The 25,086-nt window shown below is 66.6% G+C and carries 18 protein-coding genes and 1 pseudogene; 9 read left to right on the forward strand and 10 right to left on the reverse strand.

Features of this window, described 5'->3' with window-relative positions:
• Window positions 1-22 precede the first annotated feature (22 nt).
• Entirely contained in the window at window positions 23-538 is a 516-nt protein-coding gene (locus tag AC5P7R_RS14925; protein ID WP_019338704.1) for a hypothetical protein, read from the reverse strand.
• 483 nt (window positions 539-1,021) lie between these two features.
• Between AC5P7R_RS14925 and ybaL the strand changes: the two genes are divergently transcribed.
• Window positions 1,022-2,719 (forward strand): YbaL family putative K(+) efflux transporter, encoded by a 1,698-nt coding sequence (gene ybaL, locus AC5P7R_RS14930; RefSeq protein ID WP_021204723.1) that lies wholly within the window; start codon window positions 1,022-1,024, stop codon window positions 2,717-2,719.
• A gap of 323 nt (window positions 2,720-3,042) precedes the next feature.
• Here the strand turns inward: ybaL and AC5P7R_RS14935 are convergent, their stop codons facing one another.
• Window positions 3,043-4,329: an O-acetylhomoserine aminocarboxypropyltransferase/cysteine synthase family protein gene (locus AC5P7R_RS14935; protein WP_197575570.1), complete on the reverse strand. Its 1,287-nt coding sequence runs from the start codon at window positions 4,327-4,329 to the stop codon at window positions 3,043-3,045.
• A 182-nt stretch (window positions 4,330-4,511) separates the two neighbouring features.
• Between AC5P7R_RS14935 and AC5P7R_RS14940 the strand changes: the two genes are divergently transcribed.
• From AC5P7R_RS14940 to AC5P7R_RS14950, 3 genes are all read left to right on the forward strand, one after another.
• Window positions 4,512-5,249, forward strand: coding sequence for a winged helix-turn-helix domain-containing protein (locus AC5P7R_RS14940; protein WP_019660148.1), 738 nt, complete (start codon window positions 4,512-4,514; stop codon window positions 5,247-5,249).
• The gene (locus tag AC5P7R_RS14945; RefSeq protein WP_207050046.1) at window positions 5,246-6,535 is read left to right on the forward strand and encodes an ATP-binding protein; all 1,290 of its coding nucleotides are present in this window, start codon (window positions 5,246-5,248) and stop codon (window positions 6,533-6,535) included. The genes AC5P7R_RS14940 and AC5P7R_RS14945 overlap by 4 nt, the downstream gene beginning before the upstream one ends.
• 140 nt (window positions 6,536-6,675) lie before the next feature.
• A complete protein-coding gene (locus AC5P7R_RS14950; protein ID WP_288040785.1) occupies window positions 6,676-7,476 on the forward strand; it encodes a MipA/OmpV family protein in 801 nt (266 codons plus the stop codon).
• 39 nt (window positions 7,477-7,515) lie between these two features.
• Here the strand turns inward: AC5P7R_RS14950 and AC5P7R_RS14955 are convergent, their stop codons facing one another.
• From AC5P7R_RS14955 to AC5P7R_RS14965, 3 genes are all read right to left on the reverse strand, one after another.
• The gene (locus AC5P7R_RS14955) at window positions 7,516-8,112 is read right to left on the reverse strand and encodes a hypothetical protein (RefSeq protein WP_258392475.1); all 597 of its coding nucleotides are present in this window, start codon (window positions 8,110-8,112) and stop codon (window positions 7,516-7,518) included.
• Between the two features lie 54 nt (window positions 8,113-8,166).
• Entirely contained in the window at window positions 8,167-10,752 is a 2,586-nt protein-coding gene (clpB, locus tag AC5P7R_RS14960) for an ATP-dependent chaperone ClpB (protein WP_111104408.1), read from the reverse strand.
• A 181-nt stretch (window positions 10,753-10,933) separates the two neighbouring features.
• Window positions 10,934-11,755 (reverse strand): DUF3014 domain-containing protein, encoded by an 822-nt coding sequence (locus AC5P7R_RS14965; protein WP_111098910.1) that lies wholly within the window; start codon window positions 11,753-11,755, stop codon window positions 10,934-10,936.
• A gap of 170 nt (window positions 11,756-11,925) precedes the next feature.
• Between AC5P7R_RS14965 and AC5P7R_RS14970 the strand changes: the two genes are divergently transcribed.
• The gene (locus tag AC5P7R_RS14970; protein ID WP_227854173.1) at window positions 11,926-12,636 is read left to right on the forward strand and encodes a glutathione S-transferase; all 711 of its coding nucleotides are present in this window, start codon (window positions 11,926-11,928) and stop codon (window positions 12,634-12,636) included.
• Window positions 12,637-12,801: 165 nt separating this feature from the next.
• Here the strand turns inward: AC5P7R_RS14970 and AC5P7R_RS14975 are convergent, their stop codons facing one another.
• The 4 genes from AC5P7R_RS14975 to AC5P7R_RS14990 form a co-directional block, all read right to left on the reverse strand.
• Window positions 12,802-14,412, reverse strand: a complete 1,611-nt coding sequence (locus AC5P7R_RS14975; protein WP_206621694.1) for a SulP family inorganic anion transporter — start codon at window positions 14,410-14,412, stop codon at window positions 12,802-12,804.
• Between the two features lie 464 nt (window positions 14,413-14,876).
• Window positions 14,877-16,595, reverse strand: a complete 1,719-nt coding sequence (locus tag AC5P7R_RS14980; RefSeq protein ID WP_478436017.1) for a thiamine pyrophosphate-dependent enzyme — start codon at window positions 16,593-16,595, stop codon at window positions 14,877-14,879.
• Window positions 16,596-16,704: 109 nt separating this feature from the next.
• Complete coding sequence (locus tag AC5P7R_RS14985) at window positions 16,705-17,562, reverse strand: SH3 domain-containing protein (RefSeq protein ID WP_478436018.1); 858 nt, start codon at window positions 17,560-17,562, stop codon at window positions 16,705-16,707.
• A 36-nt stretch (window positions 17,563-17,598) separates the two neighbouring features.
• A complete protein-coding gene (locus AC5P7R_RS14990) occupies window positions 17,599-18,081 on the reverse strand; it encodes a DUF3574 domain-containing protein (protein ID WP_021202058.1) in 483 nt (160 codons plus the stop codon).
• Window positions 18,082-18,295: 214 nt separating this feature from the next.
• Between AC5P7R_RS14990 and AC5P7R_RS14995 the strand changes: the two genes are divergently transcribed.
• From AC5P7R_RS14995 to otsA, 4 genes are all read left to right on the forward strand, one after another.
• Complete coding sequence (locus AC5P7R_RS14995) at window positions 18,296-20,731, forward strand: TonB-dependent receptor plug domain-containing protein (protein WP_478436019.1); 2,436 nt, start codon at window positions 18,296-18,298, stop codon at window positions 20,729-20,731.
• Window positions 20,732-20,994: 263 nt separating this feature from the next.
• A complete protein-coding gene (gene otsB, locus AC5P7R_RS15000) occupies window positions 20,995-21,753 on the forward strand; it encodes a trehalose-phosphatase (RefSeq protein WP_021202060.1) in 759 nt (252 codons plus the stop codon).
• 39 nt (window positions 21,754-21,792) lie between these two features.
• On the forward strand, window positions 21,793-23,574 hold the full coding sequence (locus tag AC5P7R_RS15005; protein WP_031269310.1) for a glycoside hydrolase family 15 protein: 1,782 nt from the start codon (window positions 21,793-21,795) through the stop codon (window positions 23,572-23,574).
• A complete protein-coding gene (otsA, locus tag AC5P7R_RS15010) occupies window positions 23,571-24,935 on the forward strand; it encodes an alpha,alpha-trehalose-phosphate synthase (UDP-forming) (RefSeq protein WP_021202062.1) in 1,365 nt (454 codons plus the stop codon). Before AC5P7R_RS15005 ends, otsA begins: the two co-directional genes overlap by 4 nt.
• Window positions 24,936-24,974: 39 nt before the next feature.
• On the opposite strand, the pseudogene AC5P7R_RS15015 reads toward otsA, so the two are convergent.
• Window positions 24,975-25,086 (reverse strand): annotated as a pseudogene (locus AC5P7R_RS15015) (IS110 family transposase); the annotation flags it as partial.

Genomic DNA, 25,086 nt, shown 5'->3' on the forward strand with positions numbered 1-25,086 from the left:
GCGGGTTGCGCATACGCCGCGATTACGCTTGGCTATGAGTACGGTCCACCGGAATGCCAACGGATACGCAGCGAATCGAATCTCCGGGACCGGAAAAATCCACCGTAAGCTCCAGACCGCTGACCCACCAGATATCCACTTCTCCAGAAAAGCCCATCTCGACAGCGTTTCCTGCACCCAGAACGGCAAGTCGCTCCCTGACATGTGGACGCAGCATGGAAAAGCTCACTCCGTGGGGTAAAGACCCAGCGTAGGCCCGCTTGTTTTTCCTGACTCCCCAGAAGATCGCGTCGGTCAGCACCCATGGGCCATCGTCCAGATCGTGATACGGAATGTCCTTCAGTAGTCCGATGTCCTTGAATTCCAACTGCAGCGAACCCTCGCTGTCGGTCCATATTCGCCTTCCGGCCAAGTTGAACGGATAGCGACGGAAGTCGACCTCGCCGATTTCCAGTTCAAGGAGCAACCGGGACATGGAAGCAGAACTCGTGTCCTGGCCTACCGCCTGAATCACTACGTCAATGTCGGGAAGCTTCATGCGGTCATCCACCCCTGCAGTCTGAAGAGAGCAGGCCCCGCCTGGTTGGCAAGCAGAAGGGGCAATGAGCACATGGTGACGCGTGCGGGGCTCGGGAAAACTTCGGCCAGACCTCAGGCGTCCTGCCCAGAACGCGCGCCACCAGAATGACTTCCCACCCTCGTATATCATTGGATCGACTGAAAACCTTGGCGCACAGGGGCAAAGGGTCCTGCGATGGCACCGCCGCGTATCGAACCCATCCCCTTCCCGTGCCTTTCTCGGGTGGCGTCGGCCTGCCTGCGGTTCACGGTCCAGAGCCACTGGCCACCCCAAATAGGTCCGATCCCGACAGCGCCACCCTCGATCGCGCCGCACACGCCAGGCCGGACGCCGACCACTGATGGCTCCGCCCACGCAACGATCCGATACGCTGGCCCGGTTTGCCGTATGTGGCCGCATCGGTGAAAATCGGGGCATTCCCCCGATTTCCTGCGAGTGCCGATGCACCATGACACCGACCTGATCAACATCGTGGCCGTTGGCCTGGGGCTCGCCTTCATCTTCGGCGCGCTGGCCAACAAGCTCCGCTTGTCTCCCCTGGTCGGTTACCTGGTTGCTGGCATCTGCGTAGGCCCGTTCACCCCCGGCTTCGTCGCCGACCAGGCGCTGGCCAACCAGCTGGCCGAACTGGGCGTGATGCTGCTGATGTTCGGCGTCGGCCTGCACTTCTCGCTGAAGGACCTGATGGCGGTCAAGGCCATCGCCATCCCCGGTGCCATCGGCCAGATCGCGGTGGCCACCCTGCTCGGCTGGGGCGTGGCCTCGCTGATGGGCTGGCCCGCCATCCATGGCGTCATCTTCGGTTTCTCGCTAGCCACCGCCAGTACCGTGGTGCTGCTGCGGGCGATGGAGGAACGCCGTCTGCTGGAGACCATGCGCGGCAAGATCGCGGTCGGCTGGCTGATCGTGGAAGACCTGGCCTGTGTGCTGGCACTGGTGATGATGCCGGTGATGGCCGGTGTGTTCGGCCCCGACGCGGCCAAGGAGTCGCACTCGCTCGGCAGCGTGCTGGCCGACATCGGCTGGACCTTCGTGCAGCTGGGCCTGTTCGTGGCGGTGATGCTGGTGGTCGGGCGCCGGGTCATCCCGTGGATCCTCGAACGTATCGCCGGTACCGGCTCGCGCGAGCTGTTCACTCTGTCGGTGCTGGCGATCGCGCTGGGCGTGGCGTTCGGCTCGGCGATGCTGTTCGGCGTCTCGTTCGCGCTGGGCGCGTTCTTCGCTGGCATGCTGCTCAACGAATCAGAACTGAGCCACAAGGCCGCGCATGATTCGCTGCCGCTGCGCGATGCGTTCGCGGTGTTGTTCTTTGTGTCGGTCGGCATGCTGTTCGACCCCAACATCATCGTGCAGCACCCGTGGCAGGTGCTGGCCACGGTGCTGATCATCATGTTCGGCAAGTCGGCCGCCGCGTTCTTCATCGTGCGTGCGTTCGGCCACCCGACCAGCACCGCGCTGACCATCTCGGCCAGCCTGGCGCAGATCGGCGAGTTCGCCTTCATCATCGCCGGCCTCGGCGTGGCGCTGCAGATCCTGCCGAAGGAAGGCCAGTCGCTGGTGCTGGCCGGTGCGCTGGTGTCGATCATGCTCAACCCACTGGTGTTCGGCCTGCTCGACCGTTGGCAGGCCAAGCAGGAGCAGTCCCCGCAGGCACCCGAGCCGCCTGAAGCCATCGGCCCGTCACGGGACCTGCATGACCACGCCATCGTGATCGGCTATGGCCGGGTCGGCAGCGAACTGGCGCAGGTGCTGAGCGACCGTGGCGTGCCGGTGCTGGTGATCGATGACAACAAAGAGCACGTCGAGCAGGCGCACGCCAGGGGCCTGGCAGCGATCCGTGGAAGCGCCGCCGCCGACCGGGTGCTGGCCGAGGCCCATCCGGAGCGGGCCAAGATCGCAGTGCTGGCGATCCCACAGCCGCTGGAAGCCGGCGAGGCACTGGCCAAGCTGCGTGCGATCAACCCGGACCTGACCCTGCTGGCGCGCGCGCACAGCGATGCGGAAGTGAAGCATCTGCTGGAACACGGTGCCGATGGCACGGTGATGGCCGAACGTGAGCTGGCGTACTCGCTGGCGGAGATGATCATGTCCACACCGCCGTACCGGAATCTGGGGCAGCACAGTATCCCGGTGGTGTGAGAAGTGTGCTTGCGGCAGGGCTTGCAGCCCGGCACCTGCTGAAGCAACTTCAACTGCAACGGCAAAAGCAAAAGGAGGCATTCCGTGGGATGGCGGGGTGGGTCCGCCTTCGACAGTTCCCCGCTGCTGTTGGTGCATTGGGTCAAATCCGTTTTCCGCAGGAAAACGGATCTGACCCCGGAAACAAAAAAATCCCCGGTCGACCCGCATCGACCGGGGATCTGGATCGCCACGTTGCCACGCCTTGGAGAGGCAGTTCCACCGTAGCGCATCGCGCCACCGGTGGTGATCGCCTGTGGCGATATGCACCAAGCGCGCGGCTATCAGGCTGCGGCCAGGGCCTGCTCCAGGTCGGCGCGCAGGTCGCCGATGTGCTCGATGCCGATCGACAGCCGCACGGTGTCTTCACTGACGCCGGCCTTGGCCAGTTCCGCCGCATCCAACTGGCGGTGGGTGGTCGAGGCCGGATGGGTGGCCAGTGACTTCGCATCGCCCAGGTTGACCAGGCGGGTGAACAATTTCAGCGCGTCAAGGAAACGTGCGCCTGCCTCGCGCCCGCCCGGCAGGCCGAAGGTCAGCACGCCCGAGCCGTGCCCACCCAGATAGCGCTGCGCGGCGGCGTGCTCGGGGTCGTCGGCCAGTCCGGCGTAACGCACCCAGGCGACCTTGTCGTGCGCCTTCAGGAACTGCGCGACGGCCAGTGCATTGGCGTTGATGCGTTCCATGCGCAGGGCCAGGGTCTCGATGCCCTGCAGGATCAGGAACGCATTGAACGGCGACAACGCGGCACCGGTATTGCGCAGCGGGACCACCCGCGCGCGCCCGATGTAGGCCGCCGGCCCCAGTGCTTCGGTATAGACCACGCCGTGGTAACTGGGGTCGGGTTGGTTGAGGCGGGCGAAACGCTTCGGCTGCGCCGCCCAGTCGAAGCGGCCGGAGTCGATGATGGCACCGCCGAGGCTGGTGCCGTGGCCGCCCAGGTACTTGGTCAGCGAATGCACCACGATGTCGGCGCCGTGCTCGAATGGGCGCAGCAGGAACGGCGTGGCCACGGTGTTGTCGACGATCAGGGGCACGCCAGCGGCATGCGCGACCTCCGCAATCGCAGCGATGTCGGTGACGTTGCCACGCGGGTTGCCGATGGATTCGACGAACACCGCCTTGGTGCGCTCGTCGATCAGCGCGGCGAACGCAGAAGGATCAGCCGGATCAGCAAAGCGCGCTTGGATGCCGTACTGCGGCAGCGTGTGCGCCAGCAGGTTGAGGCTGCCGCCATACAGCGCGCTGGAGGCGACGATGTTGTCGCCGGCCTCTGCAATGGTCTGGATGGCATAGGTGATCGCGGCCTGCCCCGAGGCCAGCGCCAGCGCACCGATGCCGCCTTCCAGCGCAGCCAGGCGCTGCTCCAGTACGTCGGTGGTGGGGTTCATGATGCGGGTATAGATGTTGCCGGGCACCTTCAGGTCGAACAGGTCGGCGCCATGCTGGGTGTCATCGAAGGCATACGCCACCGTCTGGTAGATCGGCACCGCCACCGCGCGGGTGGTCGGGTCGGGACGGTAGCCGCCGTGCACGGCCAGGGTTTCCAGTTGCCACTGCGGGTCGCTCATCGGGCCAGGCTCCATCCGGGGAAACCGCCACCATAGGCCAGCCGTCGCCCGCCGCTGAAAGCTGCTGGCGATGACGCCCATACCGGGGGTTATCAGGTTGGCCGCGATTCAGGCAGCGGTCACGGGGCGTTGATAGGCTTCGCCGCCGGGCGCTCCTGCCCGGGCACGGAGGCCCCACGCGCATGCAGCCATCCCCCTGGACACCAACCGCCAACGGTACTCCGACGCAGGTCCTGCTGGTGGAGGACGACCGTCGCCTGGCCGAACTGGTCAGCGACTATCTCCACGAACATGGTTTCGCCGTGCAGCATGTGGCCCGCGGCGACCTGGCCGGCGCCGCCTGCCGCCAGCATGCGCCCGAGCTGGTGGTACTGGACCTGATGCTGCCCGGCCTCGGCGGCATCGACGTGTGCCGGCAGATCCGCAGTTTCTCCGACGTGCCGATCCTGATGCTGACCGCCTGCGAAGACGACATCGAGCAGGTGCTGGGCCTGGAATCGGGCGCCGATGACTATGTGCACAAACCGATCGAGCCGCGCCTGCTGCTGGCCCGCCTGCGCGCCCTGCTGCGCCGCCGCCATGGCAGCAGCAACACCGGCACACCCAGCCGTCTGATGCATGGCGAACTGCTGATCGACCGCATGCAGCGCGAAGTGCACCTGCACGGTCAGCCGGTCGAGCTGGGCACCACGGAATTCGAGATCCTGTGGCTGCTGGCCAGCCAGCCGGGGCAGATCCTGTCGCGCGACCATATCCTGCAGGCGGTGCGCGGCATCGGCTTTGACGGCCTGGACCGCAGTGTCGATGTCAGCATCGGCAAGCTGCGCCGCAAGCTCGGCGATGATGCGCGCGAGCCGCGGCGGATCAAGACCGTGTGGGGCCGCGGCTACCAGTTCAATCCGTCGGCCTGGACGGCATGAAGCGGCTGTTCCTGTGGTTGTGGTTTATCACGGGTGCCTGCTTCCTGGTGTCGGTGTTCTTCCTCAACCACATCCTGGACGGCATCTACACGCCCGTGCAGGATCGCGTCTTCGTCCAGCAGGTGCGCGGGCAGGTGTACGCCCTGCGCAGTGGCCTGGCCGGCCTGGATGCCGACCAGCAGCGTGAGCGCCTGCAGCAGTGGCAGCCACACTACGGCATCGCCCTGACCCTGCTCGACAAACCTCCAGCACTCGACGCGCAGGAACAGGTGGCCGTGAAGGCCGATGGTTTCATCGTGCGCGATCAATACCAGCAGGTCCTGCTGCCCATCGAGGGCAGCGATGGCCGCTGGCTGCACCTGCGCCTGCCTGGCGCGGTGCAGATGACGACGTACATGACCATCGCCGCCTACCTCAGCATCCTGCTGCTGGTGGGCGCCAGCCTGTACGCGTGGGTGCGCCTGCTCTGGCGCGACCTGGAAGCGCTGCGCCTGCACGCCGACCGCATCGGCGCTGGCGATCTGCAGGCACGTGCGCAGGTCTCGCCACGCTCGCAGATCCGGGTCATCGTCGACCACTCCAACCGCATGGCGGCACGCGTGGCCGAACTGGTGCAGCGCCAGCGCGACCTGACCCATGCGATCTCGCACGAGCTGCGCACGCCGATCGCGCGCGTGGCCTTCGGCCTGGACCTGATGCAGGACAGCGACGATCACGAACGCCGTGCACGGCTGGCACAGGGGCTGCACGGCGATCTGGCCGAACTCAACCGGCTGGTCAGCGAACTGCTGGCGTATGAGCGCCTGGAGCACCCCAGCGAAGGCGAACCGATGCAGCGTATCGAAGCCAACGACTGGCTGCAGGCCTGCCTGGCCGATGCGCGCCGCGATGCCGAACGTGCCGGCCTGGTGCTGCGCGTGCAGCCCAGTGCGTTGCCACGGGTGGATGCCGAACCACGCCTGCTGCAGCTGGCACTCAGCAATCTGGTCGGCAATGCGCTGCGCCATGCGCGCTCGCAGGTGGAAGTCTCGCTGGTCGGTGTCGGCGGCCGCGCCTGCCTGCGCGTGGATGACGATGGCCCCGGCATCGCCGAAGCCGATCGGGAGAAGGTGATGCGTCCATTCACCCGCCTGGACGACAGCCGCAGCCGCGACACCGGGGGCTTCGGCCTGGGCCTGGCCATTGTCAGCCGCATCGCCGCCCGCCACGGCGGCGAGCTGCGCATCAGCCGCGCCACGCTGGGCGGCGCACGCCTGGAAATGCACTGGCCGCTGGCTGCCAGCTGAACGCCCACGGGCGCAATTACAGTTGATTACAACTCCCGCACAACTGCGGACGGATCGGTCGCCGGCGTATCGCCACGCTAGCGACCCTGCAGCACTCGCCGGATGCGCGCGCTGCCTTCCTCCCATTGTCGAGAGTTTCCATGTCCCAGCTTCGCCGTTCCCCCGCCCTGCTCTGCCTGGCCCTGTTGCCGCTGTTCGCCGCACCGACCGCCTACGCCCAGGATGACCGCTGGACCTTCGAGCTCGCTGCCGGCGGTGGCGTGGCGCCGCGCTACAGCGGCAGCGAGGAGTATCGTGCGACGCCGTCGTTGTCCTTTGATGTCACCTCGCCGGGTGGATGGTTTCTGGGCACCAGTGGCATTGGCTGGGGCACCTCCATCGGCGAGCACACCCGCGTGCGCGCGTATGTCGGCGCCAGCGGCATCCGCAAGGAAAAGGACTCGCTGCTCGGCGGTTCCGACTTCCTGCGCGGCATGGGTGATATCGATACCCGTCCCCTGGTCGGCGTCTCGGCTGGTTATACGCTGGGCGAAGCCGTGCTGAGCGGCTCCTGGCAGTTCACCCGCAAAGACGAGGACAAGGCCGAGAACGGCCTGGCCACCCAGCAGGTGCACTTGAACCTGAGCATGCCGCTGTTCGACCTGGCCGGCGGCGTAGTCAGCGGCAGCGTGTCCACCGACTACGGCAACCGCGGTTACATGCAGACCTGGTACGGCGTCAGCCCGGAACAGGCTGCGCGTACCGGCTTTGCCGAGCACAAGCCAAAGGCCGGCCTGGTCAGTGCCGGTGTCGGCCTGAAGTGGAGCCACCGCGTGGGCCGCAACGGCAACTGGTACATCTCGGCCGAAGGCACGCGCCTGCTCGGTGATGCCGCCGACAGCCCGATCGTGCAGAAGGCGAACCAGTTCGGCTTGATGAGCGGCTATACGCACCGCTTCTGATGCATGAAGGGCGCCGCTGGGCGCCCTCTTCTGCTGCGATCAGCGGCAGGCCGGGGCGTCGCCGCTGCCGCACAAGCCAACCTCGCGCAGCCAGCCGATCCACTGCACGACGTCGTCCTTCTCCGGTTCGGCGCGGAACGACTTCTGCACGGTGTGGAAGCCCTGCCTGCCCTGCATGCCCTTGATCCAGGTGAACTCCGGTTTGCCGGTGCCGGGGTTCAGCGGGCAACTGAGCATCAGCAGCGCGAATGGCCGTCCGCCCTCCTCGCCTTCGCGGATCCAGTGGCTCTGCGCAGCCGGACAGGCCATGCGCCACCCCGCCTCGATGATGCCGAGGAACTCGCGCGGACTCACATGGCCACTGTTCGGCGCATCATTGACGGTAACCATGTCGGTCCAGTCCTGCACGGTCTGGCCCTGCGGCACGTACTCGGTGATGCGGTTGCCTTGTGCGTCGGTGCTCTGGTGGGCCTGCTGGTAACCCTTCATCGGCGGCAGCTGGACCTGTTCGACGGCTGCGGCGTGTCCAGCAACTGCAGCGAGCGCCAGCGCCAGCGCCAGCGCCACGCAGAGTGAAACCCTGCGGGTAACGTCCATGCGGTTCTCCTCGTCCTTGCGAAAGTAAAACGGGATCATTGTGCCTTGCTGAGGCGTTGGTGGCGCGCCAGCCATGGCAGGCGCGCCACCGGTTCAGGCCTTGGCGAAGACCAAATGCCCACCCTCATTGCCGACTTCGATGGTGTCACCGTTGACGAACGCGCCGGACAGGATCTGCTGCGCCAGCGGATTCTCCAGCTGCGACTGGATCGCGCGCTTCAGCGGGCGCGCGCCATATACCGGATCGAAGCCGACGTTGCCGAGCAGATCGAACGCCGCATCGGAGACCGACAGCTTCAACCCGCGCTCGGCCAGGCGCTTCTCCAGCCCGCGCATCTGGATGCGCGCGATCTGCTTGATCTGCTGCTTGTCCAGCGGGTGGAACACCACGATGTCGTCCAGGCGGTTGATGAACTCCGGACGGAAGTGCGCCTGCACCACGCCCATCACCGCCGCCTTCATCTGCGTGTAGGCCTCCGGACTGTCGTCGGCGCTCATGTCCTGGATCTGGTGCGAGCCCAGGTTCGAGGTCATCACGATGACGGTGTTGCGGAAGTCCACGGTGCGGCCCTGGCCGTCGGTCAGGCGGCCATCGTCCAGCACCTGCAGCAGGATGTTGAACACATCCGGATGCGCCTTCTCCACTTCGTCCAGCAGGATCAGCGAGTACGGACGGCGACGCACGGCCTCGGTCAGGTAGCCACCTTCCTCGTAGCCGACATAGCCCGGAGGCGCGCCGATCAGGCGCGCGACGCTGTGCTTCTCCATGAACTCGCTCATATCGATGCGGATCATCGCGTCGGCACTGTCGAACAGGAATTCGGCCAGCGACTTGCACAGCTCGGTCTTGCCGACGCCGGTCGGGCCGAGGAACAGGAACGAGCCGGCCGGGCGATTCGGATCGGACAGGCCCGCACGCGAACGGCGCACGGCATCGGAGACGACCTTGATCGCTTCTTCCTGGCCGACGACGCGGTTGTGCAGCACCTCTTCCATGCGCAACAGCTTGTCGCGCTCGCCTTCGAGCATCTTGTTGACCGGGATGCCGGTCCAGCGCGATACGACTTCGGCAATCTCCTCGTCGGTCACGCGGTCCTGCACCAGCTTGAAGTCCTTGTGCTCGGCTTCCTGGGCCGCAGCCAGCTGCTTTTCCAGTTGTGGCAACAGGCCGTACTGGATCTCGCTCATCTTGGCGAAATCCTGGCGGCGCTGCGCGGCTTCCAGCTCCAGCTTTGCCTGCTCGACCTGTTCCTTGATCTTGGTTGCGCCCTGCAGCGCGGCCTTCTCCGACTTCCAGATTTCATTGAGATCGGAGAACTCGCGCTCCAGCCCGTCGATATCGTTCTCCAGGTCGGCCAGGCGCTGCCGCGAGGCTTCGTCCTTTTCCTTCTTCAGCATCTCGCGCTGGATCTTCAGCTGGATCACCCGGCGTTCCAGGCGATCCAGCTCCTCCGGCTTGGAGTCGATCTCCATGCGCAGGCGTGAGGCGGCTTCGTCCATCAGGTCGATGGCCTTGTCCGGCAGCTGGCGGTCGGTGATGTAGCGGTTGGACAGCGTGGCTGCAGCCACGATGGCCGGGTCGGTGATTTCCACACCGTGGTGCACGGCGTACTTTTCCTTCAGCCCGCGCAGGATCGCGATGGTGTCCTCCACCGTGGGTTCGCCGACGAACACCTTCTGGAAGCGGCGCTCCAGCGCAGCGTCCTTCTCGATGTACTTGCGGTATTCGTCCAGCGTGGTGGCGCCGATGCAGTGCAGCTCGCCGCGCGCCAGCGCTGGCTTCAGCATGTTGCCGGCATCCATCGCGCCATCGGCCTTTCCGGCACCGACCATGGTGTGCAGTTCGTCGATGAACAGGATGATCTGGCCTTCGTTCTTGGCCAGGTCGTTGAGCACGCCCTTCAGGCGTTCCTCGAATTCACCGCGGAACTTGGCACCGGCGATCAGCGCACCCATGTCCAGCGACAGCACGCGCTTGCCGCGCAGGCCTTCGGGCACCTCGTCGTTGATGATGCGCTGGGCCAGCCCTTCCACGATCGCGGTCTTGCCCACGCCGGGCTCGCCGATGAGCACCGGGTTGTTCTTGGTCCGGCGCTGCAGCACCTGGATGGTGCGGCGGATTTCCTCGTCGCGGCCGATCACCGGGTCGAGCTTGCCGCTCTCGGCGCGCGCGGTCAGGTCGATGGTGTACTTCTCCAGCGCCTGCCGCTGCTCCTCGGCATTCTCCGACTGCACGTTCTCGCCGCCGCGCAGCTTGTCGATGGCCGCCTGCAGGCGGGTCTTGTCGGCACCGGTGGCGCGCAGCGCCATGCCCAGCGTGCCACCATCCTCCAGCGCCGCCAGCACGAACCACTCGCTGGCGATGAAGGCGTCACCATGCTGCTGGGCCAGCTTGTCGGTCTGGTTCAGCAGGCGCCCCAGATCGTTGCCCATCGAGACGTTGCCGGCCTGGCCGGATACCTTGGGCAGTGCGTCCAGCGCCTCGGTCAGGCGCTCGCGCAGGACCGGTACGTTCACCCCGGCCTGGGCCAGCAGCGGGCGCGTGCTGCCGCCCTGCTGGTCCAGCAGCGCGCTGAACAGGTGAACCGGTTCGATGATGCTGTTGTCGCGGCCCACGGCCAGCGACTGTGCGTCTGCCAGCGCCTGCTGGAAACGCGAGGTGAGCTTGTCCATCCGCATTGCGAATCCTCATCGGTCATCAGGGCCGGCCCGCGCCGGCGATGCTGGGAAGATGCGGTTGCCCCACCCCGTTTCAAGGGTGGCTGCGACTGCACCCCGGGGCCAGTCAGCCTGCGGCCAGCATGCCGGAACGGGTGTGGTCGGCGCGTTGATCCCGATCAGTTCGGCACGGTGGACGGGCTCAGCGGGTGATCGCGCTGCGGATCGCCCGCAGCTGCTGCTTGATCGCCCGCGCCTGTGCAGGATCCATGCGTAGCAGGGCCTTCTGCCCGATCGAGCGTGACTGCAGGGTGGGATCGACGAAGCGGTAACGGCCGCGCTCATCGCGCTGCACCAGAGGCGCCTGGGCCAGTTCCGGGGTATCAAGCAGATGGTCGATCACCGCGACCAGGCGATCATTGAAATATCCGTCGGGCCGGCCCAGGTCGACGTAGGCCTGCTGGATCAACGGATAGAAGCGCTTGTAGGCCGTTGCCGTTGCTGCCGGATCCAGCGCGGTGAAGGCCTGCACATAGGGCGCATAGCGCGCCGCGTTGCTGGCGGCGGTGCGATCACCGCCTTCGCCGGGCTCGACCTGGAGGTTGCCCGGCAGCGGCCGTGCGGCCAGCGCAGTGGGCGGCACGCTGGGCCTGTCCAGGTTGTCGACCTGGGTGACCAGGCGCTGGATCAGGTGATCGCGCAGCAGCAGGGTCAGCGGCCCTTCGCCCTGGAACAGCTGGCTCAATGCACCCCAGGCAGCCGTATCGCTGTCAGCCAGCTTCGGCAGTGCCGGATCAGCGGCGGCCTCGGTATCCAGCGGATGCCTGATCGTCGGTGGCGCTGGCGCGGGTTCCGCGGCCGCCTGCGGTTGTGGCGCTGCGCTGGTACTGACGGCAGTTGACTGCACCGGCACCGAAACACCATCTGCCAAGTGCTTCAGCTGATCCCGGAACAACCAACCTCCCGCGCCGCCGATCACCACCACACCCAGCACCCAGGGCCATACCGCCTTTGCACTCTGCATGATGCAGCACCTCGTTTCACACGCATGGAGAAGGTGTGACCCCACCGATTGCAGCCGGTTCCCCGCCTGTTCCGCTGCCGTTCGGGTTGAGACCTGCAGCAGAGCCGCGCTCACGCCTGCTTTGCATGCTCCGCGCGACGCTGTGGGTCTTTTCCTGTGGAGGCACCGCCATGCAGTACGCGCTGTACTACTGGACCGGCATTCAGGGCCGTGGCGAGTTCGTGCGGCTGGCGTTGGAAGATGCCGGCGCCGACTACATCGACATGGCACGGGTGCACGGCGATGCGGTGATGCAGCCGTTCCTGGAGGGCCACAGCGAAGGCCCGCAGCCCTTCGCGCCGCCGTTCCTGAAGGCCGGCCGCCAGGTCATCGCGCAGGTCGCGGCGATCCTGGATTTCCTCGGCCCGACGCTGGACCTGGTGCCACAGGCGGCCTCGCGGCGGATGCAGGCGCTGCAACTGCAGCTGACCATCGCCGACCTGGTGGCCGAGGTGCACGACACCCACCATCCGATTGCCGCATCGAAGTACTACGAAGCGCAGAAGACCGAGGCCAAGGCACGTGCCGCGTCGCTGCGCAGCGAGCGCCTGCCGAAGTTCCTGGACTACTTCGAACGGGTGCTGGCCGCCAACGGTGGCCGCCATGCACTGCGCGAGCATTCGTACGTGGATCTGTCGCTGTTCCAGCTACTGAGTGGGCTGGACTACATGTTTCCACGCCGCATGCAGGCACTGGCGTCCACCCTGCCCCTGCTGCGCGCGCTGCAGGCGCGGGTGGCGAAGCGGCCGAACATCGCCGCCTATCTGGCCTCGGAACGACGTCTGGCGTTCAACACGAATGGCATCTTCCGCCACTACCCGGAGCTGGACGCCGAACGGTAGTGCCGGCCGCTGGCCGGCAGAGCGCGCTGTAAGCATTCGCCGCCTGCAACACGCCCCTGTAGGGCCGAGCCATGCTCGGCTCAGAGCAGCCGAGCGCAGGCTCGGCTCTACAGAGCACCAGAAGTGGAAGGAGCGGTAGCGCCGGGCCATGCCCGGCGTCACCGGTCAATGATCGGTGCGATCAGCCAGCGGTTGCACCGGCTGCTTCTGCAGCGACAGCAGGCCCAGCAGCACCGCCAGGGCCACGTAGGCGCCGGCAAACTGCAAACTGATGATGCGCGCCAATCCTTCCAGGTCCCACGGCAGGTAGATGCCGCCGCGCGGATCCACCGAGTGGATCAGCCCGAACAGTGTCAGCAGCGCAGCCACCAGCAGGAACCCGCAGGCACGGCGCAGGCGGCCATCGACCATCGCCGCCACCGCCGAAATCCACAGCATCGAGGTGATGATGAAGCCGTTGCCGAGAGTGAAGATCACCGCCAGCTCCGGCAGGCCGTGGCCGTCGAGCTTGGTCAGCAGCTGCGCCAGCTGATCCGGTGCGATCCAGCCGGGTGCCTTGATCGCCAGCAGGTAGGCCACCGACGGCAGGAAACCGAGCACCATCGCGCCGGCATGGTGGCGCGGCGTGGCCTGGAACGCCTGCGTGGTGATGTCGATGGCCACGTACACGATGATCGGTGCCAGCACCGCCAGCGGCAACCACTGCACCAGCCCGGAGATGATACCGAGCATGCCGCCGATGCCGACGAACAGGCCGGTCAGCAGCGTATAGCCGCTGCGCGCACCCATGTGCTTGTAGGCGGGCTGGCCGATGTACGGCGTAGTCTGCGCGACGCCGCCACAGACGCCTGCCACCAGCGTAGCCACCGCTTCCACCAGCAGGATGTCGCGGGTGCGGTAGTCATCGCCGGCCGCACGCGCGCTTTCAGAAACATTGATGCCGCCGACCACCATCAGCAGGCCGAACGGCAGCAGCAGCGGCAGGTAGGTCATCGCGGTGGGCAGGCCGTCGAGGAAGCCCAGTGTCGGCAGCGGCAGCACCACCTGCGGCGGCACCCACTCCGGTACATGGAAGCCGGGGGCGCCCAGCCCGGCCAGGCCCAGGCCGTAGTACAGCGCGGTGCCGAACACGAAGGCCAGCAGCACGCCCGGGCCTCGCACCGGCAGCTTGCCCTTGGCGATCAGCACATACAGCAGCAGGCCCAGCGTGGTGAAGCCGACCAGCGGCGAGCGCAGCGTCTCCAGCAGCGGCAACAGGCCCATCAGGACCAGCGCGATGCCGGCGATGGAACCCAGCAGCGCGGCACGCGGCAGCGCACGGGTGACTGCTTCACCGAAGAACGACAGAACGAACTTGAGCACGCCCATGATGACCAGCGCCGCCATGCCCAGCTGCCAGGTGGCGATGCCCGCCGCGTGCGGGTCCATGCCCTGCTGCTTGAAAGCGATGAAGGCCGGGCCGAGCACCAGCAGGGCCATGCCGATGCTGGTCGGGGCATCCAGGCCGAGCGGCATAGCGGTGACATCGTCGCGGCCGGTGCGCGCGGCCAGCCGGCGCGCCATCAGGGTGTACAGCAGGTTGCCGATCAGCACGCCGAAGGCCGTGCCGGGGAACATGCGGCCGAACACCACGTCGGCGGGGAACTGGAAGATCCCGACCAGGGCCATGGCGATGAAGCCGAGGATGGAGAGGTTGTCGACGACCAGGCCGAAGAAGCCGTTGAAGTCGCCGGCGACGAACCAGCGACGCGGTGCGGCGGAAGCGGGAGCGGACATGGAAGGGGCGGTGGGGGTGGGGACCGCCGATGGTAGGCCCAGCGGGGCCGGCGCGCCAATTCCGTCGTGGAATGATGGGTTCCAGCCAACGGCGGGGCCCTCGTGGCTGGGTTGGTCGCGGACAGCGGACCTCAGCGGGTGGGCCGGGCGGGTAGGCTGCGCAGGGGTCGCTGCAAGTACGTCCCTGTAAGCTCGGTCGCCGCTTGCTCGTGTGCGCAATCCTGCGCACACGAGCAAGCGGCGACCGAGCTTACATGGGTGAGGGCGCTTTGCTTGCGAAGCACTGCTTCGCAAGCGCCCGAACGCACAGCCGCCAGCGGCTGGGCCGGGCCCCGGAGGGGGACTTGCAGCGCCCCCCGCAACCGGACCCACCCCGCCTACTCACGGCAAACCTGCTTTTGACCTTGCTTCGGCGGTTGCGGTGGTGTCGGCGGGTGCAGGGCGCAGCCCTGCATCGACTCCCCCTACTTCTTCAGGAAGTTGTCCACCAGCAGATGCTTCACGTCGTCGAAGCGGCCGTTCAACACCGCCTTGGCCGCGTACAGCGCCGTGCCGGCGACCTGCTTGGCCTCGATCTGCGGCGGCATCACCAGCTCGGCGCGGCTGGTGTGCACGTCCAGCAGTGCCGGGCCGCGCTGCGACAGGAAATCCTGCACCGCTTCCTCCAGATCCTCACTACGGGTCACCGTGCGGCCGTGGAAGCCGATCACCTCGGCCAGGCGCCCGAAGTCCGGGTTCTTCAGGTCGGTGTAGTTGTCCAGCAGGCCTTCCACCTTCTGCTCCAGCTCGACGAAGTTGAGCGAGCCATTGTTGAACACCACCACCTTGATCGGCAGGTTTTCCTGCACCGCGGTCAGCAGGTCACCCAACAGCATCGCCAGGCCACCATCGCCGGACAGCGAAATCACCTGCCGGCCGGGGAACGCCTTCTGCAGGCCCAGGGCCTGCGGCATTGCATTGGCCATCGTGCCGTGCAGCAGGCTGGTCAGCGTGCGGCGGCGACCGTTGACGCGGATATGGCGCAGCACCCAGACCATCGGCGAGCCGCCGTCAGCGGTGAACAGTGCATCCTCGGTAGCGTGCTTCGAGAGCAGCGCGGTCAGGTGCTGCGGGTGGATCAGCTCGCCCTCGCCCGGCTGCTCCTCCTGTTCGCGCTTCTTCAGCGCCTTGTCGCGATGCTCGATGCACTCGTCCAGGAAACTGCCGTCCTCGCGCGGCGGCAGCATCGGCAGCAACGCATCCAGCGTGGGCGCGATATCGCCGACCACGCCGAGGTTCACCGGGTGGCGGCGGCCAAGGTGGCTGCCATCACGGTCGACCTGGATGATCGTGGCCTTGTCGGGGTAGAACTGGCCCCAGGCGAAGTCGGCGCCGAGCAGCAGCAGCGTGTCGCACTCCATCAGCGTGTGGAAGCCGGATTCGATGCCGAAGATGCCGGTCATGCCCATGTTGTACGGGTTGTCCGGCTCGACGAAATCCTTGGCGCGCGAAGTATGCGCAACCGGCGCCTGCAGGCGCCGGGCCAGTTCCAGCAGCTGCGCGTGCGCGCCCTGGCAACCGGCACCGGCATAGATGCCGATACGCTTGCCCTGCCCCAGCAGCTCGGCAATGCGCTGCAGTTCGGCGTCGGACGGGCGCAGCACCGGCTGGGTGTAGTGCACCGAGAACGGCACATCGTGCTTCACCTCAGCCTGGCTGATGTCGGCCGGCAGGATCACTACCGCCACGCCACGCCGGCTGATCGCCGCCTGGCAGGCCAGGGCCACCACGCGTCGCGCCTGCTCCGGGCTGTGCACCTGCTCGCAGAACACCGTGCAGCTGCCATAGACCGCCTTGAAATCCACTTCCTGCGGGAATTCCATGCCCAGCTCGCTGGTCACCACCTGGCTGGCGATCAGCACCATCGGTGCACGGTTGCGGTTGGTCTCGAACACACCGTTGATGAAGTGCAGGCCACCGGGACCACAGGAGCCCGCACAGGCGGTCAACTCGCCGCTCACCAGCGAATCGGCGCCGGCGGCGAACGCTGCCACTTCTTCATGGCGCACGTGCACCCAGGCGATCTCGCTGCCATGCATCGCATCGGTCACATGGTTGAGCGTATCGCCCACGATGCCGTAGCAACGGCGGACACCAGCCTGCTGCAGGGCGTCCACCACGATTTCGGCCACGCGCTTGCTCATCGGATACATCCTCGAACGGGGGAACGTCCGAGGCTAGACCCGATGAAGTGATGCCCCCGTGGGCAAGTTGCCCATTGCCTCGATGTGCAAACTGCGGGTAGACGTCTCGTCAATCATTGACGTTGATCCAACCCTCCACCGCACCGCTTTTCGGGTTGCGGTAGCGCAGCTTCACCCAGCCGTCCTGTTCATCCAGCAGTTCCACGCGATCCCCCTGCACCAGGTAACGCTTGGTGCTGGACGCGCCGGGTCGGTCGAAGAGGAACAGGCGCGCGGGCACCACGGTGGCCTGCTGGCCACGCAACGGTCCATCCGGCGGTGCACCCAGGCCATCGGCGATGGCACTTTCCAGCACCCGGCCGGCGGCATCATAGGTGCGCCAGACGGCAAGCGGGCCCTGCTCGCCGGTCTGTTCCCACTGCAGCGCGGCGTTCAACGTATCGCCCAGCATCAGCACGCTCTCAGAGCGGTACAGATGGAGCTTCGCGCCTGCAAACCGGTACTGGTCGGTGTACCACATCGGGCCGCTGCGGCAACTGCTGGTGAGGGTGCGGGTGGCAACGTCCACGCTCAGCCCCATCAGGTCACCACAACTGTCCTTGCCGTGGGTACCGGCCTGCAGCGCGCGGAAACCGGCACTGGTCGGATCGAAGCGGTACACCGCCACCGCCTCGTTGACCATGCCGACCGGGGCGCGCGCGACCAGTTCCGGGTAGCCATCGAAATCGACGTCTTCCAGACCCCAGCGCGAATTGCCGTCGGCATCGGCCGCGCCCGCCAGCGTCTGGCGCTTGCCCGACGGTGACAGCTGCACCACGATGCTTCCGTCCTGCTGGGGATCGGCATGCGCCTGCACATGAGCGGCCACCTGGAAGCGTAGCGTTTCGCCGTCGTCCCCACCCGCCTGCGCCGGCGGTGCCAGCACGCCCACCAATACCAGGCCCAGCAGGCATTCCCTGTAGTTCATCATTGCTCCCTGCGGCACCGCGGCGGCGCCTTCAACTCAGAACGATACCTCGACCGGCTGCCGCGACCACAGCACCGACTGATGCCTGGTCTGCTGCTTCCACGCCAGGCGGATCGCTTCGATATCGGCGCGGCGCTGCGGGGTGTCCTCATGCAGCACCACCAGCACCTTCGTGCGCAGGCGGTTGGGCGCGGCATCGCCGCGGAACAGCCACTGGCCGTAGGCATCGAACACGGTCAGGCCATCCGGGAAGCGCGGGGTCACTTCCTTGTCCAGGAAGGTGCGCCACTGCGCGTCGCTGATGGTGTCGGCCTGCGGGCGGTTGCCGGCGCCCTGCTCCTCGCCCACGCCGAAGTACAGCTCGCTGCGCACCCAGCCGTGCGCGGAAGACGGGCGCGCGGCGTCGCCCTTCAGTTCGGCGGTAGTGGCCGTGGCATAGGCGCTGGGCGCTTGCGATGAGAGGCTGGCGCAGCCGCTGGTGGCCAGCAGCACGGCGAAGACGAGGCCAAGGTGTTTCATCGGTACAGCTCCGGAGAAGGGGGGACAAGGCGAGCCAGCAGCGTACAGCGCCACCGGCCCGGCGTGCTGATGCCAACCGGGCATCAGCTCATGCCGGACCGGCAGGGGCTTGCATCCGCACCGGTCATCACGCGAAGATAATATATCGCTTCATCCGGATGGATGTAAGTGAAACTATCTCCCCTTCCCCGTCGTCGTTGTTGCTGGAGCCCCCATGTCCACCCGCCTGCCCGCGTCGCCGCTCGGCCTCGCCATCGCCCTCTCGCTTTCCTCCGCCGCCGTCCCGGCCCTGGCTCAGGACGCCACCAACCTGGACACGGTGATCGTCACCGGCACCCGCGCCGCCGATCGCACCGTGCTTGAGTCAACCTCGCCGGTGGACGTGCTCACCGCCGAGGACATCCGCAAGGCCGGCGTGGTCAACGGCGAACTGGGCAGCGCACTGCAGGCGCTGCTGCCCTCGTTCAACTTCCCGCGCCAGTCCAACTCCGGTGGCGCCGACCACGTGCGCGCGGCACAGCTGCGCGGCCTGTCACCGGACCAGGTGCTGGTACTGGTCAACGGCAAGCGCCGCCACCACACCGCGCTGGTGAACACCGACAGCAAGATCGGCAAGGGCACCACCCCGGTCGACTTCAATTCGATCCCGGTCAGCGCGATCAAGCGTATCGAAGTGCTGCGCGACGGCGCCGGCGCGCTGTACGGCTCGGACGCCGTGGCCGGCGTGATCAACGTGATCCTCGACAACGGCGGCGACGGCGGTGAGATCGAGGCCAGCTATGGTGCCAACCACACCGACCTCAAGCCGATCGGGCGCACCCTCACCGATGGCCAGACCGGCAACTTCAGCGCCAAGGTCGGCACAGCGCTGGGCGAAGACGGTGGCTTCCTGCGCGTCGGCCTGGAATACAAGCACCGCAACGGCACCAACCGCGCCGGCTTCGACGAGATTCCGCCGTGGGACCAGACCCCGGGCAACCTGGCGCTGCAGGGCAAGCGCAACTATGTGCTGGGTGATGGCCAGAGCAAGGACATCAACCTGTGGCTGAACACCGAGATTCCGGTCGGCCAGACCTCGACGTTCTACGCGTTCGGCACCTTCAACCAGCGCGATACCGAAGGCGCGAACTACTTCCGCTACCCCGATGGCGATGCCAACTGGAAGCAGGTCTATCCGAACGGTTACCGGCCTGTCTCAGAAGGCGAGAACCGCGACGTGCAGGCCGTGGCCGGCGTGCGTGGCCAGTGGGGCGAATGGAGCTACGACGGCAGCGTCGATTACGGCCAGAACGACTTCACCTACCGCCTGCGTGATTCGCTCAACGCGTCGCTGGGCCCGACCAGCCCGACCCGCTTCAAGACCGCCGACTACGAGTACGCGCAGACCGTGGGCAACCTCGACCTGAGCCGCGTGTTCACCCAGAGCGAGAGCATCAGCCACACGCTGGGCCTGGGCGTGGAAGCGCGCCATGAGCGCTACCAGACCCGCCCCGGCGACCCGGCCAGCTATGCGGCGGGCCCGTACACCGACCGCCCGACCGGCTCGCAGGCCGGTGGCGGCCTGACCCCACAGGACGCCGCCACCCTGTCGCGCGACGTGGCCAGCGCCTATGCCAGCCTGTCCAGCCAGTTCGGCGAGAAGTTCTCCACCGATCTGGCCGCGCGCTACGAGCATAACGACGACTTCGGCGGCGAGCTGACCGGCAAGCTCGGCCTGCGCTACGAGTTCACGCCGGCGTTTGCATTGCGCGGTGCCATCTCCAACAACTTCCGCGCACCTTCACTGGCGCAGATCGGCTACGAATCCACCTCCACCGGCTATAACGCTGGTGGCCAGCTGGTGCAGGGCCGACTGCTGTCGGTCAACAATCCGATCGCGCGTGGCCTTGGCGCGCAGGACCTGAAACCGGAAAAATCCCTGAACACGTCGCTGGGCTTCACCAGCCGCATCGGCGAACACTTCGACCTCTCGCTGGACTTCTTCCAGATCGACATCGACGACCGCATCGCACTGTCGGAGAGCATCACCGGTGATGCACTGACCGGCTACGTGGCAGCCAACTACGGTGTCAGCGGCCTGCAGAGCGCCAGCTTCTTCGTCAACGCCGCCGATACCCGCACCCGTGGCGCCGAGCTGGTGAGCAACTGGCGCCAGTCGCTGGGCGATGGCCAGCTGCTGTTGACCGGCACCTATGCGTATACCAAGACCACGCTGAAGAACGTGCTGGCCACGCCGGCCCAGCTGCAGGCGCTGGACCCGGATTATGTGCTGTTCGGGATTGAAGAGACCAACACGCTGACCGATGCCACACCGCGTACACGTGGCAGTTTCTCGGCTGCCTGGAGCAACGACCACTGGTCGCTGAGCAGCCGCGTGAACCGCTACGGCAGCGCCACCCGCGTGTTCAACTTCGGTGATGGCAACATCCCGCGCCAGACCTACCAGGCCGAGTGGCAGCTGGACGCGGAAGTCGAATACCGCATCACCCCGCAGTGGAGCGTGGCCATCGGCGGGCAGAACCTGACCGACAACTACCCGGATCGGTCCAACAGCGATATCCACTACTTCGGCAACCTGCCGTATGACGTGCTGTCGCCGATCGGCAGCAATGGCGCGTACTACTACGGCCGCGTCCGCTATACCTTCTGATTGCTCTGGGTGTAATTGCCTTGGGTGGGTGCGGACCGTTGGTCCGCACTGCCCGGGTTCAATGCAGGCTGACCCTTTGTGCCAACCAACGGTTGGCACCCACCGGAAGTGATCGCTCTCGGTGGGTGCGGACCGTTGGTCCGCGCTGTTTGGGCTGGATGCAGGCTGACCTGCCGTGCCGACCAACGGTCGGCACCCACCGAAGCTGATCCGTAGCCTGCCCTCGACCCCACGTACACGCCCACGCTGGCAAGGTGGGCCGCATGGCTGAACCGCTCCCCCTGCGTCCGCCACCGCCATTGCTGGACGACGCCTGTGCGTTGTTCCTCGATGTCGATGGCACCCTGATCGAGTTCGCTGCGCGCCCGGATGCCGTGCAGCTGCTGCCGGATGTGCGTGACGCCATCGGCCGCATCAGCGACCGCCTGGAAGGTGCCGTAGCACTGGTCAGTGGTCGCCCGCTTGAGCAGCTCGATCAACTGTTCGCTCCCCTGCAACTGCCTGCCGCGGGCCTGCATGGCCATGAATTGCGCGGCGAGGACGGTCGTGTGCTGCGCGAGGAGCACGACGACGACACCGCCGAGTGGCTGCACGCGCTGCACCAGCAGGCGATGCGCTTCGCCCATGGCCACCCCGGCGTGCTGGTGGAAGACAAGGGTGTGGGCCTGGCGCTGCACTGGCGCGGCGCGCCGCACGCCGCCAGCGATGTGCGCGCCTTCGCCGACCGCCACGTGCGCGGCCGTTCCAGTTACCGCCTGCAACCCGGCGACCACGTGGTCGAGTTCGTCCCGGTTGGCAGCGACAAGGGCCGTGCGGTACGGAGGATGATGCAGTACCTGCCCTTCCGTGGCCGCCTGCCCGTCTTCCTCGGTGACGACCTCACCGACGAATTCGGCTTCGACGCTGCCAACGGCCAGCATGGCTGGAGCGTGCTGGTGGGCGAACGCGAACCCAGCGTGGCCGTGTTCGCGCTGCCCGACATACGCAGCGTGCACGCCTGGCTGCGTGAGAATGCCTATTGACCCGGCCCCCCCACGGCCGCAACCGAGATGTACCGCGTGATGACCCAACCCGATCTTGATCTGGGCGTGGTCGGCAACGGCAGCTTCGGCGCCCTGGTCGACAAACGTGCCCGCGTTGTCTGGAGCTGCCTGCCCACCTTCGACGGCGACCCCACCTTCTGTGCCCTGCTCGGCCCCAACCAGCAGACCGGTGGTGACTTCGCCATCGAGCTGGAAGACTTCGCCAGCAGCGAGCAGGAGTACCTGACCAATACGGCGATCCTGCGCACCGTCCTGCGCGACACGCACGGCGGCGAACTGGAGATCCTCGACTTCGCGCCCCGCTGGCGGCAGAACGACCGCTTCTACCGGCCGGTCAGCCTGATCCGCCAGGTGCGCCCGCTGGCCGGTAGCCCACGCATCACCGTGCGCGCCCGCCCGCTGGCCGATTGGGGCGCGCGCGTGCCGGAGTCCACCTGGGGCAGCAACCATGTGCGCTGGATCCTGCCCGAGCACGTGCTGCGGCTGACCACCGATGTGCCGGTCCGCTTCGTGCGCGACGGCCTGCCGTTCGTGCTCAGCCATCCCGTCCACCTGATCCTGGGCGTGGACGAATCGCTCAACCGCTCGATCAGCGGCTACGTGCAGGAAGCCTTCCAGCGCACCCGCGACTACTGGCGCGAATGGGTGCGCTACCTGTCCATTCCCCTGGAGTGGCAGGACGCGGTGATCCGCAGCGCGATCACGCTGAAGCTGTGCCAGTACGAGGACAGCGGTGCGATCATCGCGGCGATGACCACCTCCATTCCGGAAGCACCCGGCAGCGTGCGCAACTGGGACTACCGCTACTGCTGGCTGCGTGACGCAGCTTTCGTGGTGCGCGCGCTGAACCGTCTCGGCGCAACGCGCACGATGGAACAGTTCCTCGGTTACATCTTCAACCTGGCCACCACCGACGGCACGCTGCAGCCGCTGTATGGCATCGGCTTTGAAGCCAAGCTGGACGAAGACGAAGTGCCGAGCCTGTCCGGCTACCGCGGCATGGGCCCGGTGCGCCGCGGCAACCTGGCCTGGGTGCAGCGCCAGCACGACGTGTACGGCAGCGTGGTGCTGGCGTCCACGCAGCTTTTCTTTGACCGTCGCCTGCAGGATCCCGGCGACGCGCACACGTTTGCCCGCCTGGAACCCCTGGGCGAACAGGCCTTCGCCCTGCACGACGTCCCCGATGCCGGCCTGTGGGAATTCCGCGGCCGCACCGAAGTGCACACCTACACCAGCGCGATGTGCTGGGCTGCGTGCGACCGCCTGTGCAAGATCGCCGTGCGCCTGAAGCGTGATGACCGCGCACACTACTGGCGCGAGCGCGCCGACACCATCCACGCCCGCATCATGGCCGAATCCTGGAGCGAGGAGCTGGGCCACTTCACCGATACCTTCGGCGGCCATCGCCTGGATGCCTCGCTGCTGCTGCTGGCCGACATCGGCTTCATCGACGCGATGGACGCCCGGTTCATTGCCACCGTCGATGCCATCGGCCGCGACCTCAAGCACGGCAATTCGCTGTACCGCTACGTCGCGCCGGATGACTTCGGCGAACCGGAAACCAGCTTCACCATCTGCACCTTCTGGTACATCGATGCGCTGGCGGCAATCGGGCGCATGGACGAAGCACGCGAGATGTTCGAGCTGCTGCTGAAGCAGCGCAACCATCTGGGCCTGCTGTCGGAGGATCTGGCCTTCGACAGTGGCGAGGCCTGGGGCAATTTCCCGCAGACCTATTCGCACGTCGGCCTGATCACCGCCGCGATGCGCCTGTCGCGGTCCTGGCAGGAGGCATCGTGAGTCGTCTGGTCGTGGTTTCAAACCGTGTGGCCGTGCCCGGCGAGAACCGCGCAGGCGGCCTGGCGGTCGGCCTGTTGGCCGCCCTGAAGGAGCGCGGCGGCCTGTGGTTCGGCTGGAGCGGCAAGACCGTAAAGGAAGGCAGCGGCACGCTGCACCGGCAGAAGGACGGTGACATCGACTACGTCACCATGGACCTGAGCAAGCGCGAGGTCGATGGCTACTACAACGGCTTTGCCAACCGCACGCTGTGGCCACTGCTGCACTTCCGCCTGGATCTGGTCGACTATGACCGCGGTACCCGCGAGACCTACCACAAGGTCAATGCGCTGTTCGCCGACAAGCTCGCGCCATTGCTGCGCGAGGATGACATCGTCTGGATCCATGACTATCACCTGATTCCGCTCGGCGCACTGCTGCGCGAGCGCGGCATCGGCTGCCGCATCGGCTTCTTCCTGCACATCCCGATGCCGTCGGCGGACCTGCTGCAGGCGATGCCCGATCACCTGCGGTTGTTCTCCGCGCTGTACGCCTACGACCTGGTCGGCTTCCAGACCCAGCGCGATGCCGATCGCTTCCAGACTTACCTGCGCCTGTTCGGCGGCGGGCGCGTGCTCGACAACGGCGAGCTGGAAGCGCCGGGCGGGCGCCGCTTCCGTGCAGCAGCCTTCCCGATCGGCATCGACACCGAGCTGATCGCACGCCAGGCCGGCACAGCCGCCACCAAGACCGCCGTGAAGAATCTTCGCGCCAGCCTGCGCGACCGCCAGCTGGCAATCGGCGTGGATCGCCTGGACTATTCCAAGGGCCTCCCCGAGCGCTTCCTTGGCTTCGAGCGCTACCTGCAGCGCCACCCTGACCAGCGCGGCTCGTTGACCTACCTGCAGATCGCCCCGGTCTCGCGCGGTGATGTCACCGAGTACCGGCAGTTGCGCAGCCAGCTGGAGCAGATCGCTGGCCACATCAACGGCGGCCATGCCGAGCCGGACTGGACGCCGCTGCGGTACGTCAACCAGAACTTCACACATGCCACGCTCACCGGCTTCTACCGGGCGGCGGCGGTCGGCCTGGTCACGCCGCTGCGCGATGGCATGAACCTGGTGGCCAAGGAATACGTGGCGTCGCAGGACCCGGAGGATCCGGGCGTGCTGGTGCTGTCACTGCTGGCTGGCGCCGCCGACGAACTGAAGCAGGCACTGCTGGTGAACCCGCATGATCTGGACGGCGTGGCCGATGCGATCGCCACCGCAGCCACGATGTCGCTGAGCAGGCGCAAGGAGCGCTGGCACGCGATGATGGAGCACCTGCGCACCTACGACATCAACCACTGGCGCCGCAGCTACCTGGACGCGCTGGAGGGTTGAAGCACGCGTTCCTGTAGAGCCGAGATCCTATGTTCGCGGTCAAGCCTGCTGGAAGCAGGCTTGACCCACTTTCAGCATGGCTGGGTCAAAGTCCCGACCGCTCTTGAAGACGCCCCAGGCGATCTTGGCCAGCTTCCTGGCCAGGATGTTA

This window comes from Stenotrophomonas sp. YJH_SMC_27, assembly GCF_059369815.1.

Coding starts and splice junctions, on each gene's coding strand:
- AC5P7R_RS14925 (WP_019338704.1), bottom strand. CDS start 538: ATGAAGCTTCCCGACATTGACGTAGTGATTCAGGCGGTAGGCCAGGAC.
- ybaL (WP_021204723.1), top strand. CDS start 1,022: ATGCACCATGACACCGACCTGATCAACATCGTGGCCGTTGGCCTGGGG.
- AC5P7R_RS14935 (WP_197575570.1), bottom strand. CDS start 4,329: ATGAGCGACCCGCAGTGGCAACTGGAAACCCTGGCCGTGCACGGCGGC.
- AC5P7R_RS14940 (WP_019660148.1), top strand. CDS start 4,512: ATGCAGCCATCCCCCTGGACACCAACCGCCAACGGTACTCCGACGCAG.
- AC5P7R_RS14945 (WP_207050046.1), top strand. CDS start 5,246: ATGAAGCGGCTGTTCCTGTGGTTGTGGTTTATCACGGGTGCCTGCTTC.
- AC5P7R_RS14950 (WP_288040785.1), top strand. CDS start 6,676: ATGTCCCAGCTTCGCCGTTCCCCCGCCCTGCTCTGCCTGGCCCTGTTG.
- AC5P7R_RS14955 (WP_258392475.1), bottom strand. CDS start 8,112: ATGATCCCGTTTTACTTTCGCAAGGACGAGGAGAACCGCATGGACGTT.
- clpB (WP_111104408.1), bottom strand. CDS start 10,752: ATGCGGATGGACAAGCTCACCTCGCGTTTCCAGCAGGCGCTGGCAGAC.
- AC5P7R_RS14965 (WP_111098910.1), bottom strand. CDS start 11,755: ATGCAGAGTGCAAAGGCGGTATGGCCCTGGGTGCTGGGTGTGGTGGTG.
- AC5P7R_RS14970 (WP_227854173.1), top strand. CDS start 11,926: ATGCAGTACGCGCTGTACTACTGGACCGGCATTCAGGGCCGTGGCGAG.
- AC5P7R_RS14975 (WP_206621694.1), bottom strand. CDS start 14,412: ATGTCCGCTCCCGCTTCCGCCGCACCGCGTCGCTGGTTCGTCGCCGGC.
- AC5P7R_RS14980 (WP_478436017.1), bottom strand. CDS start 16,595: ATGAGCAAGCGCGTGGCCGAAATCGTGGTGGACGCCCTGCAGCAGGCT.
- AC5P7R_RS14985 (WP_478436018.1), bottom strand. CDS start 17,562: ATGAACTACAGGGAATGCCTGCTGGGCCTGGTATTGGTGGGCGTGCTG.
- AC5P7R_RS14990 (WP_021202058.1), bottom strand. CDS start 18,081: ATGAAACACCTTGGCCTCGTCTTCGCCGTGCTGCTGGCCACCAGCGGC.
- AC5P7R_RS14995 (WP_478436019.1), top strand. CDS start 18,296: ATGTCCACCCGCCTGCCCGCGTCGCCGCTCGGCCTCGCCATCGCCCTC.
- otsB (WP_021202060.1), top strand. CDS start 20,995: ATGGCTGAACCGCTCCCCCTGCGTCCGCCACCGCCATTGCTGGACGAC.
- AC5P7R_RS15005 (WP_031269310.1), top strand. CDS start 21,793: ATGACCCAACCCGATCTTGATCTGGGCGTGGTCGGCAACGGCAGCTTC.